This window comes from Acinetobacter legionensis, assembly GCF_048551735.1.
GTDB lineage: Bacteria > Pseudomonadota > Gammaproteobacteria > Pseudomonadales > Moraxellaceae > Acinetobacter.
Window position 1 is genome coordinate 146,953 of the sequence record NZ_JBIMBV010000009.1, and the last position, 15,191, is coordinate 162,143.

Consider the following 15,191-nt stretch of genomic DNA (forward strand, 5'->3'; position numbering starts at 1 on the left):
ATGGCTCAATTTTTTATTCATCGCCCTATTTTTGCATGGGTGATTGCACTGGTGATTATGTTGGCGGGTATTCTTACGCTAACAAAAATGCCTGTTGCTCAATATCCAACAATTGCCCCTCCTGTGGTGACAATTGCTGCAACTTATCCTGGAGCTTCGGCACAAACTGTTGAGAACACAGTAACTCAGATCATTGAACAACAAATGAATGGTCTAGATGGTTTACGTTATATCTCATCGAACAGTGCGGGTAATGGTCAGGCATCAATCAACTTGAATTTTGAACAAGGTATTGATCCAGACATTGCACAAGTTCAAGTACAAAACAAATTACAGTCAGCGACCGCACTTTTACCCGAAGATGTACAACGTCAAGGGATAAAAGTGACCAAATCTGGCGCAAGTTTCATGCAAGTACTTGCATTTTATTCGCCAGATGGCAGTCTTTCTGGGGCTGACATTAAAGACTATGTAAACTCAAATATTTCTGAACCACTCAGTCGTGTTGCAGGTGTAGGTGAAATTCAAGTCTTTGGTGGTCAATATGCAATGCGTATTTGGCTAGACCCAGCTAAAATGACCAGTTTGCAAGTGACACCAAGTGACATTGCTGCTGCTATTCGTGCGCAAAACTCACAAGTAGCTGTAGGTCAATTGGGTGGTGCACCAGCGATCCAAGGTCAAGTTCTTAACGCGACTGTCAATGCACAAAGCATGCTGACAACTCCTGAACAATTTAAAAATATCTTCCTGAAAAACACTGCTTCTGGTGCTCAGGTTCGTTTAAGTGATGTTGCTCGTGTAGAACTAGGCTCAGATAACTATCAATTTGATTCTAAATTTAATGGTAAGCCTGCTGGCGGTGTAGCAATTAAACTGGCAACAGGTGCAAATGCACTTGATACAGCGGCTGCTGTAGAAAAACGTCTTACTGAGCTACGTAAAAACTACCCAGATGGTCTAAAAGATAAGCTTGCTTATGACACTACACCATTTATCAAGCTTTCAATTGAAAGTGTGGTACATACCTTAATTGAGGCAATCGTTCTTGTATTCTTCGTGATGTTCTTATTCTTACAGAACTGGCGTGCAACGATTATCCCAACAATGGCTGTTCCTGTGGTTGTACTGGGTACATTTGCAGTTATTAATATTTTTGGCTTCTCAATCAACACCTTAACTATGTTCGCCATGGTGCTCGCGATTGGTCTCTTGGTCGATGATGCAATTGTTGTGGTTGAGAACGTCGAACGTGTGATGCAAGAAGAACATACGGGTCCAGTTGAAGCCACTGAAAAGTCGATGAAACAAATTTCAGGTGCTTTAGTAGGTATTACCAGTGTATTGACTGCTGTATTTGTGCCAATGGCATTCTTCGGTGGTACTACAGGTGTAATTTACCGTCAGTTCTCGATCACGCTGGTTACAGCGATGGTTTTATCATTAATCGTTGCTTTAACCTTTACCCCTGCTCTTTGTGCGACATTGTTAAAACAGCATGATCCAAATAAAGAACCAAGCAATAACATTTTTGCGCGTTTCTTCCGTTGGTTTAACCGTAGCTTTGATAAAGTAGCTGAGAAATATCAAGGTGGTGTCAATCGTATGACCCATCATAAGATCTTCTCTGGTGTGATCTACGTTGCTGTGATTGTTGCCTTAGTCGGACTGTATAAAATGCTCCCCTCTTCTTTCCTACCAGAAGAAGACCAAGGTATGGTTATGACGCTTGTTCAATTACCACCAAGCGCCAGCCTTGAACGGACAGATAAAGTCATCACCACCATGACCAATTACTTCTTAAATGAGGAAAAAGCCAATGTAGATACTATCTTTACAGTTTCTGGCTTCTCATTTACTGGTGTCGGGCAAAATGCTGGTTTAGCATTTATGAAACTGAAAGACTGGAGTGAACGTACAACACCTGAATCACAAATTGGTGCCATTATTCAACGTGGTATGGCACTAAATATGATTGTCAAAGATGCATCGTACATCATGCCATTGCAATTACCAGCAATGCCAGAATTAGGTGTTTCATCAGGTTTTGATATTCAGTTAAAAGATGCAAGTGGTCAAGGTCACGAGAAGCTAGTTGCTGCACGTAATGCTGTTTTAGGCATGGCTGCACAAGACAAACGTCTTGCTGGTGTTCGTCCAAATGGACAAGAAGATACACCTCAATATCAAATCAACGTTGACCAAGCGCAAGCGGGTGCAATGGGGGTTAGTATTGCGGATATTAATTCGACCATGAGCATGGCTTGGGGTGGTTCTTATATCAATGACTTCGTAGACCGTGGTCGTGTGAAAAAAGTCTATGTTCAAGGCGAATCAAGTGCTCGCATGATGCCTGAAGACTTAAACAAATGGTATGTACGTAATAATAGCGGCACTATGGTTCCATTCTCTGCATTTGCAACAGGCCAATGGACTTATGGTTCACCTCGTTTAGAACGTTATAACGGTGTAGCTTCTGCAAACATTCAAGGTACACCAGCACCGGGCGTAAGTTCGGGAGATGCCATGATGGCTATGGAAGAAATTATTGGTAAGTTACCATCTATGGGCTTAACAGGTTTCGACTATGAGTGGACTGGTCTATCTTTAGAGGAACGTGAATCTGGTAGCCAAACTGTTCCGCTTTTGATTCTTTCTCTGCTTATTGTATTCCTTTGCCTTTCAGCTTTATATGAAAGTTGGTCAATCCCTGTTTCAGTATTATTAGTAGTACCTTTAGGTGTTATTGGTGCATTTACTTTAACGTGGTTGGGAATGGTCATCAAAGGTGATCCTAACTTATCATTTAACATCTATTTCCAAGTCGCGATCGTTGCAGTCATCGGTTTGTCTGCAAAAAATGCGATTTTGATTGTAGAGTTTGCAAAAGAGTTGCAAGAACAAGGCGAAGAATTGTTTGAAGCGACATTGCATGCTGCAAAAATGCGTTTACGTCCAATTATCATGACGACTTTAGCGTTCGGTTTCGGTGTATTGCCACTTGCTTTATCAAGCGGTGCAGGTGCCGGTAGCCAACACTCAGTTGGTTATGGTGTATTGGGTGGTGTAATTAGCTCAACACTTTTAGGTATCTTCTTTATTCCTGTGTTCTTCGTATGGATTCGTAGTATCTTTAAGTACAAACCTAAAAATCAAAATATTCAGGAGCATAAATCGTGATGCAGAAAGTATGGTCTATTTCAGGTCGTAGCATTGCGGTATCTGCACTTGCGCTTGCTTTGACAGCTTGTCAAAGCATGCGTGGCCCAGAACCCGTAGCTCAAGCAAACATACCAACAGGTTATATTCAAAATAACACTGGTACATCTATTGCTGAACAAGGTTATAAAGAGTTTTTTGCAGATCAACGCTTACTTCAAGTAATTGATCTTGCTTTAGCCAATAACCGTGATTTACGTACAGCAACATTGAACATTCAACGTGCTCAACAAGCTTATCAAATCACTGAAAACAATCAGTTACCAACGATTGGTGCAAGTGGTGGTCTTTTACGTCAAGATCAAGGTGTTGGTGCTCAAACACGTTATAATGTTGGTCTCGGTGTAACTGCTTATGAGTTAGACTTCTGGGGCCGTGTAAAAAGTTTAAAAGACAATGCTCTTGATACTTATTTATCGACCGCGAGTGCCCGTGATGCAACGCAAATCAGCTTAATTGGCCAAGTTGCTCAAGCTTGGTTAAATTATTCATTTGCCAATGCGCAACTTAAACTTGCTGACCAAACATTAAAAGCTCAACTTGATTCTTATAACCTCAACAAAAAACGTTTTGATGTTGGGATCGACAGTGAAGTTCCTGTTCGTCAGGCTCAAATTTCTGTTGAAACCGCACGTAATGATGTTGCCAATTATAAGACTCAAATTGCCCAAGCTCAGAACTTATTGAATCTACTTGTTGGACAATCAGTTCCTGACAATTTATTGCCTACACAACGTGTGACGCGTATTACCTCGAATGCTGTGTTTGCATCAGGATTACCAAGTGATTTGCTCAACAATCGCCCAGACGTAAAAGCAGCTGAATATCAGCTTTCTGCTGCTGGCGCGAATATTGGTGCTGCGAAAGCACGCTTGTTCCCAACAATCAGTTTGACGGGTTCTGCGGGTTATGCATCTACTGATTTAAGTGATTTATTTAAATCAGGTGCATTCGTTTGGTCTTTAGGCCCTAGTCTTGATATTCCTTTATGGGATTGGGGTACACGTAGAGCAAATATTAAAATTTCAGAAACAGATCAACAAATTGCATTATCTGACTATGAAAAATCAATTCAATCTGCTTTCCGTGAAGTTAATGATGCATTAGCGACTCGCCAAAATATTGGTGATCGTCTTTCTGCTCAAAAACGTTTAGTTGATGCGACCAATACAACGTATAAACTTTCAAATGCTCGCTTCCGTGCAGGTATTGATAGTTTCTTATCTGTATTAGATGCACAACGTACCTCTTACTCTGCTGAACAAGGTTTATTGCTATTAGAGCAAGCGAACTTAAACAATCAGGTAGAAGTCTATAAAACACTGGGTGGTGGTTTAAAAGCCAACACTGCGGATCAAATTGCACAACCGGCCTCTTCATCTGAATTGAAATATCATTCAAAAGATAAAAAAGTCAGTTAATATCAATTTGATAATCTAAGCTCACTTCGGTGGGCTTTTTTTATTGCTTTTTAGTGGATAATTTCCTATGTTTAAAGTAAGACATCATCAATGAATATTTAAAATGAAACTCAGTAATTTAGAAACTATTCCAGCCCATGTAATAAAGCAACAGCTTGATGTCGTTTATGGAAGCACAGTCCGCAGCAAACATGTCGGACGTGACTTTATGGCTGGTCTAAAAAATATTGTCGGTGGTGAACTCAAAGGCTATACCGAATTATTAGAAGAATCACGTCAAGAAGCCATGAATCGTATGATTGAAAAAGCACGTGGTTTAGGTGCCAATGCAATTGTCGGTATCCGTTTTTCTACCTCTAATATTGCGCAAGGAGCTTCAGAACTTTTTGTCTATGGTACTGCAGTCATTGTTGAACCGACCACGACACAACTTCCTGATCCATTTTCAAAATAGGCGAAACAGATGGATGGTTTAATTTTTAAAATTGGGCTCACACTGGTTCTGTTTTTTATTGGCTGGGGGTTTGGACGTTTTATCGAACAAAAGCATTTAAAAGAATTGGCAGACAATGAACAACGGCTTGCTCATATTCGGATTGATACCAATAAGTTCCAAGTCTCTGAAAAGCATGGACAACTCATCAGTAGTAATGTGGTCATTTCACATGATTATTTTAAATATATTATCGCGCAAATTCAGAACTTCTTTGGTGGTCGTTTAACCACCTATGAGAGTGTCGTCGATCGCGCACGTCGCGAAGCAATTGTTAGATTAAAACAGGAAGCTGAAAATATTGGAGCAACGCATATTATGGGCTTACGTTTAAGTACCACTGAACTCGGTATGCAAGGTGGAATGGTTGAAGTCTTTGCCTATGGAACAGCAACTTAATCTCACTCCTCTTTTTTAAATAATCATCATGATTTTTTCATCAGAATACATAATCGCTGTTGGACTGTCTGGTTTTGTATTCTGGTGATGTAAAGATCTGGGAATATCTAAACCATAACAAAAATGAAAAAATCTTAACTTCATGAACAGGTTAGACATCATGAAAGCTTTAGCACTTAAAATAAGTATCGGATTACTGTCTATGCTTCCATTCACAATAAATGCAGAATTGATTGTATTGGCTTCGCCACAAAGTCAAGATAAGTACTATGCAGAAAAAATCGATGATATCTTTGATTTCCACGTCGATTATGCAAAGAAAATTATTCAAAATGGTGACAATGTGATGATCTTAACCGATCAACAACTTTACCCTGATTATGTTAAAGCACTCGGTAAACAGCATGTCACTATTGCGCCTATGCAAGATATTTGGATGCGTGATTTTAGTAGTGCCAATCCCAATCAACCTGTTCTTTTCCGGTATACCGCAGCAGGACAAGGTGGAACCAAAAAGGCTCAAGCCATCTCTGATGATGTTCAATCAGACTTTAAAGCCTATAGTCAAAAGGCTGGCTTAAAATTTACCCAGACCCAACTGCTCAATGATGGTGGTAATTGGGTTGAAGATGGCTATGGCAATGCTGTGTTAAGCACCAAGTTCTTAGCTGACAATCATTTAACCGAAACCCAAGCAAGAGCACAGCTGATCCGTTTGACAGGTGCTAAACATATTGCATTTATTGAAGCGGATGAACAAGGTGGCTTAGAACATGCGGATGGCGTGGTGAGCTTTATAGATCAGAATACGTTAGTGATTAACACTTATCCTGAAGATCCCGAATACGCCAAACAGTTAAAAATTGATTTAAAACGCGGTATTCCAAATATCAAAATTCATGAAATCACCACACCTTATGATGGCAGTGAGATCTATGATGAAAAATTTGGTTCAGCTTGTGGTTTATATACCAATATGCTGGTTACGCCTGAGCGTATTTATTTTCCGCAATTTGGTATTAAACAAGATGCACTGGCATTACAGCAAATTCGTCGTCTAACCAAACGAACAGTCATCCCAATTCACTCTGCACAGGTGTGCCATATGGGGGGTGGAGTGCGCTGTATGTCATGGCAATTAAGAGGCAAAAATGCTGAATTATTATTAAACTACTTCAATAAAATACATTAAGCATTCGATTTTTACCCTTTCAAATATCCTGTTATTCTAAAAGCATTCATCTTTTAGCTCACTGCTATTTTTTTCGCTAACGAGAAGATGGATGTTGAATAATCAGCATTACGCTGCATTGACTTAATTTTATTGATACTCTTGTACTGTACTGCCTATCGGTACTGATATTCATCTTTAAAACTTTTAGGAAATTGATATTTTTTCCTATCAAATTTTAAAACAAACCGTTGTTGCGATGAGTGATGATTAACTTCTTGGCAATCCTCGTTTATCACTTGCGTCTGGTAGCGTTTAATTTTGCTATTGACCAAAATATCCGTATATTTCTTGGTTTGGGTTGACTGCATGACTAAGGTAGAAGCGCGTTCTTCAATATCTGCATTACAATGCATATCTACTTCTGCCCGATTACGTGTCACAATCAAACTGTCCAGAATTTGTTTTTTATTTTTAAGGTCATATAAATTTAAAAGTTGCATAGAAAAAGGAAAGGGTTGTGAGTGACCTGAGTAATTTAATCTTAGACCCAAAGCTCTATTTGAATCAGTGACTTTATAATTTGCAGTATCCAGCTCAATAGAATTTAAACTAATTGCGTCCGAAACCATGCGTTCAGCAACAGCATAGTGATAAATCACCTTTAAATTTTTTGGATTAAACTTAAATAAGTCTAAAGCATAATTCCCTTCTTCTGGGTGTCCTTTTACAGGAATCCATTGGGCATAGGCCATGATCATATTTGAATTATCGACCGGATCGAGTTTACAGTCGATTAAAGACTGTTCAACCTTTACAATTTTATCCTGCTTCAATATTTGTGCGACAACTTGAGCATCATCACAAATATTTGCATAAACCGCACTGATCAATATGAATTGTAGGCTGATGATTTTAAATATTATTTTCATTAGGTTTAACATGGATTTTGTGCTTATAGATAGAGACGGAACATATTAAGAAAAAGCGCTTATACAATGTATAAACGCCATCAATACACATAAAATTTATGAATTTTCAATCACTTTACTTTCATTTTGCGAATCATTTTATAAAGTGTCGATGGTGATAGACGAGAAACCAACACACCCAATTTCTCTTTACGCCCACCCACGACAATATATTCTTGACCTTTTAATAAAGCAGAAACTGTTTTCTGCGCAAAATCATCAGCTTCTAATCCATTTTCAATGGCTTCATCCTGATGTGCCTGTGCTTTTCCTGCACCATTTAAGGCATTGAAAGATACATTGGTTTTTACAAAACCAGGGAAAATAACAGAAACATTAACACCATCTTGTGCCACTTCTGCGCGTAAACTGTTTGCCCACATATGAATCGCTGCTTTTGCTGCAGAGTAAGATGCCCGATATTGCGTCCCCAATAAGCCCGCAACGCTAGAAATATACGCAATTCGCCCAGATTTTTGAGCTAAAAAGGTTGGTAAAACCAATTTGGTCAAAAACACTTGAGAGAAGTAATCAATTTCCATAATCGCACGTTCAGTTTGCATTGTGGTATCAGCAATCAGTGCCCTTTGGCTTAAACCCGCATTGTTGATCAACCAATCAATACGCCCTTTCTCATCTAAGACGTGTTCATATGCATGGCGTACTTGTGCTTCATCGGTAATATCCATTGCCACAGAAATATGATGATCTGGGTTAAGAAGACTTATACGAACTTTTTCAAGTTCTTCTAAACGTCTTGCACTTAAAACCACTTGTGCACCTTGTAAAGCACATTCAGCAGCCAAGGCTTTACCAATCCCTGAAGATGCGCCTGTAATCCAAACCACCTTTCCTTCTAAGCTTTCCATTTTATTATGCTCTTGAATATGGTGAATAAATATTAGACCACGTGACCCACCAAATCAATCAAGTGATTTGCTTTTAAAAACTAACCTTCAACTAAAAACTTTTTAAAATGTTCTGCATAATGTTGCGCCTTTTCTACATTGCGAGGATTGTATTCATCGCCAACTTTTTCTAAGCGTTTATAGCCAGTACTGGTGATCATATTAATCACACCATTTAAGGTTTTATCGACCACAAAGTTAAATTTTAACAAAGTCTTAGGGTCACGGATAAATTCTGATACACCGAGGTCAATAATTTTAACCAAATTTTTTAGTGTCACAGGCAAAGCACTGGTATCCCCTTGAATGACCTTTTGAATATTGCTAGTCGCTTCTTGCCCTAAGCTACGGTCTAATTGGTAATACATCACCACTTCAGTTGCATCTGAATCTTCAAACTTTTTAAGAATATGGTTTGCCACTGGCTTTAGACGATCATTACTAAAAAAGGAAATTGACCACGGCATATATTTTTTTAATGCCCCTTCAATCTGATCAAAAATCTGTTCAGCTTCTTTGAGCTTTTTCTTCCCTGTTGCATCTAGTGCATCATTTTTACGTTGTTCATCAAGTAAGGTTCCAAAAACCTGATCCAGCACTTGGCATGACATTTCCGTAAAGACATTACCTAATTGTTTTGCTAGATCTCTTTTTTCACCATGATTCAAACTTTGGGTAATGCTTTTTAACTCTTGGTACGTTTGCTGTTTAATCAATAAATCGATTTTATACTGCATTGTTATGTGTCCTTTTGTTGTTTTGTCCTATTCAATTTTGATCTTAGCAAAACTTGAAATATCTTGCATTGTCTTTAACTACTACTATTTGTTGAATATCAATCACAAATACTCTCAACAAATCAAATATCTAAAACATGCATTTGTAAATATGACTCAGTTAAAACCCCACAATATCCAACATTTGTCATATTTAAGATCAATAAAAACAACAAATGCATCTTGTATTCTCATGTTTTGATTGCTGCATTCAATTCAAGATAAATATGCCATAACAGGAATCAACATTCCTAATGAATATTTGCTACAATGAATGCAATTTTTTACTTACTTTTGATCTGTTTTTACTATGACTGATTCAGCGCAAAATATTGCTACAACCTACGATCCTACCGAGATCGAGAAAAAATGGTACAAGACTTGGGAGGAGAAAGGTTATTTCCAACCGTCTCGTAAAGGCGATTCATTCTGTATCATGATTCCGCCACCGAACGTCACAGGTAGCTTGCACATGGGTCATGGTTTTAACAATGCCATCATGGATGCCTTGACACGTTACAACCGAATGTCAGGCAAAAATACCTTATGGCAACCGGGTACTGACCATGCGGGTATTGCAACTCAAATGGTGGTTGAGCGTCAATTGGCAGCTCAAGATATTAGTCGTCATGATTTAGGTCGTGAAAAGTTCATCGACAAAATTTGGGAATGGAAAGAACAATCTGGCGGTACAATTACCCGTCAAATTCGCCGTCTTGGCTCATCTGTAGATTGGTCACGTGAACGTTTCACCATGGATGATGGCCTTTCAAATGCTGTTAAAGAAGTATTTGTAAAACTGCATGAACAAGGTTTGATTTACCGTGGCAAACGCTTGGTAAACTGGGATCCTAAACTACAAACTGCACTTTCAGACCTAGAAGTTGAATCAGATAAAGAAGAACAAGGTTCATTGTGGCACTTCAAATACTTCTTTGAAGATAAGTCTCTACGTACTCAAGACGGTCACGATTATTTAGTGGTTGCAACAACCCGTCCAGAAACATTACTGGGTGATACTGCGGTTGCAGTTGCCCCAGATGACGAACGTTATGCACACCTTGTTGGTAAAAATATTATCTTACCAATTACGGGTCGTGCGGTTGCAATTGTTAAAGATGAATATGTTGATAAAGAATTCGGTACAGGCTGTGTAAAAATCACTCCTGCACATGACTTCAATGACTATGAAGTGGGCAAACGTTGTGAACTCGCAATCATCAACATTTTCAACAAAAATGCCGAAGTTTTAGCTGATTTTGAGTTTATCGCAAAAGCTGGCGAAGCAATTTCTAAAACCATCCCAGCACCAGCTGACTATATTGGTTTAGAGCGCTTTGCTGCACGTAAAAAATTGGTTGCACAAGCTGAAGCTGAAGGTTGGTTAGACCAAATTCAACCGTATACGCTGAAACCACCACGTGGTGACCGTTCAGGTGTGATCATTGAACCGTTATTGACCGACCAATGGTATGTCAAGATTGCGCCTCTTGCTGAGCCTGCAATCAAAGCAGTAAAAGACGGCGATATCAAATTTGTGCCTGAACAATACAGCAATATGTATATGGCTTGGATGAACAACATTCAAGACTGGTGTATTTCTCGTCAATTGTGGTGGGGTCACCGTATCCCAGCTTGGTACGATGCAGAAGGCAACATTTATGTTGGTCGTTCTGAAGAAGAAGTTCGTGAAAAAAATAATATCGCTGCTGATATTGAATTAAACCAAGATGAAGATGTACTGGATACATGGTTCTCTTCAGGTCTTTGGACATTCTCTACACTGGGTTGGACCGGAGATGAAGCAAAAGATAAAGAAAACTATTTCTTAAATACATTCCATCCAACGGATGTATTGGTTACTGGTTTTGACATCATTTTCTTCTGGGTTGCCCGAATGATCATGATGACCATGCATTTCATGAAAAATGAAGATGGTACACCGCAAGTTCCATTTAAAACTGTGTATGTACATGGTTTGGTTCGTGACGGTGAAGGTCAAAAAATGTCTAAATCTAAAGGGAACGTACTTGACCCATTAGATTTGATTGATGGTGTAGATCTTGAAACCTTAGTACAAAAACGTACCACTGGTTTAATGAACCCTAAAGATGCACCAAAAATTGAGAAATCTACACGTAAAGAATTCCCTGAAGGTATTCAAGCTTACGGTACAGATGCGGTTCGTTTTACTTTCTGTGCACTTGCCAATACTGGACGTGACATTAAGTTCGATATGAAACGTGTTGAAGGCTATCGTAACTTTGCCAACAAAATCTGGAACGCAACCCGTTTCGTGATGATGAACTGTGAACAACAGCCAATTGGTCAGGAAATCCGTCAAGATCTTTGGGAACTTCCTGAACAATGGATTGTCAGCCGTTTACAAAAAGCGGAAGCTGCCGTTCAACAAGCGTTTGCAACCTACCGTTTAGATTTGGCTGCTCAAGCGATTTATGAGTTCATCTGGAATGAATACTGTGACTGGTATGTTGAACTGACCAAACCAGTACTGAATGATGAAAAAGTATCGACTGAGCGTAAAGCAGAAGTTCGTCGTGTCCTTCTTTCTGTAATGGAAGCGTCTTTACGTCTTGCACATCCAATCATGCCTTTCTTAACTGAAGAAATTTGGCAGACCCTGGCACCAATGATTGGTATTGATGGTGAAACCATCATGCTTGCGCCGTACCCTGTTCCTAACCCTGAACGTGTCAATGAACAGGCTGAAGCAGATATGCTTGGGTTACAAGGCTTGATTGGTGCTGTACGTAATATTCGTGGTGAAATGGGCTTAGGTAATGCACGTTTATTGCCTGTATTGCTTCAAAACGCGACTGATGCTGAAAAAGCACAAATTGCACGTATTGAACCACTGTTTAAAGCTTTGGCTAAAGTTGAAAGCATTACCTTCTTAACCGATGCTGAGCAACCACCGTTGTCTTCATCTTCTGTTGTTGGTCATGTGTCTGTATTTGTACCAATGAAAGGCTTGATTGATCCAAAAGCAGAACTTGCTCGCTTGCAAAAAGACTTAGACAAGGTTCAAAAACAGCATGACCAAATTGCTTCTAAACTTGCAAATGAAGGCTTTGTGGCTAAAGCACCTGCTACGGTTGTTGAAGGTGAAAAGGTTAAACTTGCTGAATTTGTAGATCAGTTAGCTAAGATTAAAGCCAATATGGAGCAGATTGCGGCGCTTTAAGCTAAGCTTGCAATTTTGCCTCTAAAGAAGGAAGCTTAATTATGCTTCCTTCTTTTTTTGAGTAAAATAATGAATATTATAGAAGAATTTAAAGAATATCTTTTAAAGCAAAATTTAGAAATCAAAGAACCTGCAACCTTGATTGAGGTCGAACAATTTGAACAACAATATAAGCTCAAGCTTCCGCAAATTTTGAAAGCGTATTTTACACTTTGTAATGGTTCAGGTGAGATGAATTGTAATAATGAAGGATTTTCATTTTTTACTTTAGCTGAATTTAGACCTGTAAAAGATTTAAAAGGGATTGAAAACTTTCCTCATGCAAATTGTTTTGTATTCTCTGAGTTCTTACTCTGGATGACTGCATATGCAGTAAAACTAGACGAACATGGCAATGAATTAGGCATTTATGAAATCTGTAATACGCATAATAAGGTTTGTAACAGTTTTGAAGAGTTTATTTTACTCATAATGAAAGATGATTTAGAAATACTTGATCGATGATGTTTTTCCGTACAGCATTCAACAATTTCATATCCATTTAACTTAAAGATCAGTTATCAAAATAAAGCGAATTGATACACTCTAATTTTTCAAAAATTACCCTCACCCTAGCCCTCTCCCACAGGGAGAGGGGACTTCCATTACTAATTTTATCGTTATTTGATACACAATAGGTTTCTCTCCTTTCAACAGAGAATTAAAGAGAAATGACTTAAAATATTTGCATAAACTCCACAACCTCAATCTTCCCTAAAATGTGGCAGAGACACTCTTTGAGAGTTTAATAATTATTCGATACACAATGAAGCTCCCTCTCCTTTCAGCAGCGGGTTAAAGAGAAGTAACTAAAAATGTGTGCATAAATTCCACAACCTCAATCTTCCCTAAAATGTGGAAGAAACACTCTTTGAGAATTGAATAGTTATTCGATACACAAAGAGGTTCCCTCTCTTTTCAGGAGAGGGTTAGGGAGAGGTGTCTTTCAACTCAATACAGATATTCCACAAATCCGCCAATACCACCTCACTGCGATTCAATACATCATCATTCCAATAACGAATAACTTTAAGCCCCAAAGCCTCTAAAAACTGAGTTCTTCCATTATCATAAGCTACACCCACATCTGTATTATGTTGCCCACCATCCAACTCAACCACTAAGCCCAATTCATGACAGAAAAAATCGACGATATAAGGCTCAATCACATGCTGACGACGAAACTTTAAATTCATAAATCGTTGAGCTCGTAAAAGTTGCCACATAAGATGTTCCGCATTTGTGGCATCGTGTCACATAGATTTAGCGTATTTTAATAATTTGGGGTTTAGCTTCATTTTATTTTCCCTCACCCTAACCCTCTCCCACGGGGAGAGGGGACTTCCATTACTAATTTTATCGTTATTTGATACACGATAGGTTTCTCCCTCCTTTCAACAGAGGATTAAAGAGAGGCGACTAACAATATTTGCATAAATTCCACCACCTCAATATTCCCCCAAAATGTGGAAGGAATACTCTTTGAGAATTGAATAGTTATTTGATACACAAAGAGGTTCCCTCTTCTTTCAGGAGAGGGTTAAGCAGAGGTCTGCTCTTTCAATATCTCTCCAGTAATGCATAACACTAAAACCACTATTCCTTAAGCTGATCCAAAGCTGTCCCCTCTACAGGATTTCTTTTCCAATAATAAGGTTGGAAAAATCGAAGCAACAAACGCCACGGTGTCATCCAGACAATACGCGCATTGCTCTTCTTATTCTTACTGATGCGTTGTGCCAAATAACCACACACTTGCTCAGGTGGGTCAATCACAAACATAAATAACCATTTCATTTTATGCCAGTTTTTAACTTCACCTTGTTGCCAAGAAGAAATCAATAAATCTGTTGCCACCATTCCGGGGCTGAGCGTTCCAATCAAAATATTACTATTTTTGGTTTCTTTATTTAAAGCATGATTCAGATAAGCAACTGCTCGTTTACTGGTTGCATAAGGCGTCATCCCCGCACTCCATTCACCACGACTACCCCAACCTTCCATATTAAAAATTTGCCCAAAACCTTGCTGCATCATTCCTTTTAAAGCCACTTGCGAACCCAACATCGAACCAAGCACATTAGTTTTGATTACACTTTCTAAGTCTGAGCTAGCAATCTCGGTAAATGCTCTTGCTGCATTACAGGTACCGGCATTGTTAATCCAAACATAGACCTGACCAAACCTTAAAACTGTTTCTTTCCATAAATTGTGTAAATCTTCATATTGAGCCACATCACAGGTCACCCCTTAAATTCGATTTGGGGCATAGCGTTGCGCAAAATCTGCAACAACTTGATTTAGCTGCGCTGCATTTCGTGCCGAAATCATCACAGACCAACCTAACTTTAAAAAAGCTTCTGCCAAAGCAAAACCAATTCCACGTGTGCCCCCTGTAATCACGACAGATAAAGCTTGATCAGAATTTGATGTGTTCAAAATATTCCCCCATTGTAGTGATGAAGATGAATCAGTATAAGACAGCAAACTGGCACATATAGAACACACGACTATATCTCCAATTTAGGACATTGAGCATCAAAAAATCAATTTTTAAGATAGAATCTTCAACATTCAAAATGATTGAAT

At 38.8% G+C, this 15,191-nt stretch carries 10 protein-coding genes and 2 pseudogenes; 7 read left to right on the forward strand and 5 right to left on the reverse strand.

Annotated features, from left to right (window positions below; genetic code table 11):
- The 5 genes from adeJ (at position 1) to ACG9ZL_RS10310 (ending at position 6,724) form a co-directional block, all read left to right on the forward strand.
- The gene (gene adeJ / locus ACG9ZL_RS10290) at positions 1–3,180 is read left to right on the forward strand and encodes a multidrug efflux RND transporter permease subunit AdeJ (protein WP_336952795.1); all 3,180 of its coding nucleotides are present in this window, start codon (positions 1–3) and stop codon (positions 3,178–3,180) included.
- A complete protein-coding gene (gene adeK, locus ACG9ZL_RS10295; RefSeq protein WP_336952986.1) occupies positions 3,180–4,640 on the forward strand; it encodes a multidrug efflux RND transporter AdeIJK outer membrane channel subunit AdeK in 1,461 nt (486 codons plus the stop codon). The genes adeJ and adeK overlap by 1 nt, the downstream gene beginning before the upstream one ends.
- Positions 4,641–4,743: 103 nt before the next feature.
- The gene (locus ACG9ZL_RS10300; RefSeq protein WP_336952796.1) at positions 4,744–5,094 is read left to right on the forward strand and encodes a YbjQ family protein; all 351 of its coding nucleotides are present in this window, start codon (positions 4,744–4,746) and stop codon (positions 5,092–5,094) included.
- A gap of 9 nt (positions 5,095–5,103) precedes the next feature.
- A complete protein-coding gene (locus ACG9ZL_RS10305) occupies positions 5,104–5,532 on the forward strand; it encodes a YbjQ family protein (RefSeq protein ID WP_056514420.1) in 429 nt (142 codons plus the stop codon).
- A 160-nt stretch (positions 5,533–5,692) separates the two neighbouring features.
- Positions 5,693–6,724 carry an agmatine deiminase family protein gene (locus ACG9ZL_RS10310; RefSeq protein WP_419327607.1) on the forward strand — a complete coding sequence of 344 codons (1,032 nt, stop codon included), beginning with the start codon at positions 5,693–5,695 and terminating at the stop codon, positions 6,722–6,724.
- A 155-nt stretch (positions 6,725–6,879) separates the two neighbouring features.
- Here ACG9ZL_RS10310 and ACG9ZL_RS10315 read toward each other — a convergent pair whose 3' ends face one another.
- From ACG9ZL_RS10315 to ACG9ZL_RS10325, 3 genes are all read right to left on the reverse strand, one after another.
- Positions 6,880–7,647: a PA3715 family protein gene (locus ACG9ZL_RS10315; RefSeq protein ID WP_419359932.1), complete on the reverse strand. Its 768-nt coding sequence runs from the start codon at positions 7,645–7,647 to the stop codon at positions 6,880–6,882.
- Positions 7,648–7,745: 98 nt separating this feature from the next.
- Positions 7,746–8,543 carry an SDR family NAD(P)-dependent oxidoreductase gene (locus ACG9ZL_RS10320; protein ID WP_419359934.1) on the reverse strand — a complete coding sequence of 266 codons (798 nt, stop codon included), beginning with the start codon at positions 8,541–8,543 and terminating at the stop codon, positions 7,746–7,748.
- A gap of 80 nt (positions 8,544–8,623) precedes the next feature.
- Complete coding sequence (locus tag ACG9ZL_RS10325; RefSeq protein WP_004722586.1) at positions 8,624–9,319, reverse strand: hypothetical protein; 696 nt, start codon at positions 9,317–9,319, stop codon at positions 8,624–8,626.
- A gap of 349 nt (positions 9,320–9,668) precedes the next feature.
- Here ACG9ZL_RS10325 and ACG9ZL_RS10330 point away from each other — a divergent pair, with 349 nt between their 5' ends.
- A complete protein-coding gene (locus ACG9ZL_RS10330) occupies positions 9,669–12,563 on the forward strand; it encodes a valine--tRNA ligase (RefSeq protein WP_419359936.1) in 2,895 nt (964 codons plus the stop codon).
- A 69-nt stretch (positions 12,564–12,632) separates the two neighbouring features.
- Positions 12,633–13,067, forward strand: a complete 435-nt coding sequence (locus tag ACG9ZL_RS10335) for an SMI1/KNR4 family protein (protein ID WP_419359938.1) — start codon at positions 12,633–12,635, stop codon at positions 13,065–13,067.
- A 464-nt stretch (positions 13,068–13,531) separates the two neighbouring features.
- On the opposite strand, the pseudogene ACG9ZL_RS10340 reads toward ACG9ZL_RS10335, so the two are convergent.
- Together ACG9ZL_RS10340 and ACG9ZL_RS10345 are read right to left on the reverse strand one after the other, a co-directional pair.
- Positions 13,532–13,900 (reverse strand): annotated as a pseudogene (locus ACG9ZL_RS10340) (endonuclease domain-containing protein).
- A gap of 298 nt (positions 13,901–14,198) precedes the next feature.
- A pseudogene (locus ACG9ZL_RS10345) lies at positions 14,199–15,041 on the reverse strand (SDR family NAD(P)-dependent oxidoreductase).
- Positions 15,042–15,191: the final 150 nt, after the last annotated feature.